At 59.9% G+C, this 1,492-nt stretch carries 1 rRNA gene; it reads left to right on the top strand.

The features are described from left to right. A 23S ribosomal RNA gene (locus F8178_RS20325) occupies positions 1-1,490 on the top strand; the annotation flags it as partial. Positions 1,491-1,492: the final 2 nt, after the last annotated feature.

The following is a 1,492-nucleotide window of genomic DNA, read 5'->3' as shown; positions in this document are numbered from 1 at the left end:
AGTGATGGGGTGACGCAGGAGGGTAGCCCATCCCGGGCGGTGGTTGTCCCGGGGTAAGCGTGTAGGGCGGTGTGTAGGCAAATCCGCACACCATAGGCCTGAGACGTGATGCCGAGCCAGAGTGGCGAAGTGGGTGATCCCATGCTGCCGAGAAAAACCTCTAGCGAGTGTGCGTGCGGCCCGTACCCCAAACCAACACAGGTGGTCAGGTAGAGCATACCGAGGCGAGCGGGAGAACCGTGGTTAAGGAACTCGGCAAAATGTCCCCGTAACTTTGGGAGAAGGGGAGCCGGGTGGCGTGAACGCCCTGAGCGGTGGGAGCGCTGTCCGGTCGCAGAGAGCAGGCCCGAGCGACTGTTTACTAAAAACACAGGTCCATGCGAAGACGCAAGTCGATGTATATGGACTGACGCCTGCCCGGTGCTGGAACGTTAAGGGGAGGGGTTAACCCTTTCGGGGGTGAAGCTCCGAACCTAAGCGCCAGTAAACGGCGGTGGTAACTATAACCATCCTAAGGTAGCGAAATTCCTTGTCGGGTAAGTTCCGACCTGCACGAATGGCGTAACGACTTGGGCGCTGTCTCAACCACGGACCCGGCGAAATTGCACTACGAGTAAAGATGCTCGTTACGCGCGGCAGGACGGAAAGACCCCGGGACCTTTACTACAGCTTGGTACTGATGTCTGGGTCGGCTTGTGTAGGATAGGTGGGAGACTGGGAAACCTCAACGCCAGTTGGGGTGGAGTCATCGTTGAAATACCACTCTGGTCGTTCCGGGCCTCTAACCTCGGTCCGTGATCCGGATCAGGGACAGTGCCTGGTGGGTAGTTTAACTGGGGCGGTTGCCTCCCAAAAGGTAACGGAGGCGCCCAAAGGTTCCCTCAGCTTGGTTGGAAATCAGGCAGCGAGTGCAAGGGCACAAGGGAGCTTGACTGTGAGACCGACGGGTCGAGCAGGAGCGAAAGCTGGGCCTAGTGATCCGGCACCACCTCGTGGAAGGGGTGTCGCTCAACGGATAAAAGGTACCCCGGGGATAACAGGCTTATCTTGCCCAAGAGTCCATATCGACGGCATGGTTTGGCACCTCGATGTCGGCTCGTCGCATCCTGGGGCCGGAGTCGGTCCCAAGGGTTGGGCTGTTCGCCCATTAAAGCGGCACGCGAGCTGGGTTTAGAACGTCGTGAGACAGTTCGGTCCCTATCCGCCGCGCGCGCAGGAGACTTGAGGAACCCTGTCCCTAGTACGAGAGGACCGGGACGGACGAACCTCTGGTGCGCCAGTTGTCCCGCCAGGGGCACTGCTGGTTGGCTACGTTCGGACGGGATAACCGCTGAAGGCATCTAAGCGGGAAGCCCTTTCCAAGATGAGGTCTCCCACCCCCACCGAGGGGTTAAGGCCCCCACCAGACCAGTGGGTTGATAGGCCGGACGTGGAAGCGCAGCAATGCGTGCTCGAGCGGACCGGTACTAACAGGCCGAGGGCTTGCCCACAC

The sequence above is a fragment of the Haloechinothrix sp. LS1_15 genome (assembly GCF_033042135.1).
GTDB lineage: Bacteria > Actinomycetota > Actinomycetes > Mycobacteriales > Pseudonocardiaceae > Haloechinothrix.
The sequence above is the reverse complement of the archived record's forward strand: the minus strand, read 5'-3'. Positions and strand labels throughout refer to the sequence as shown.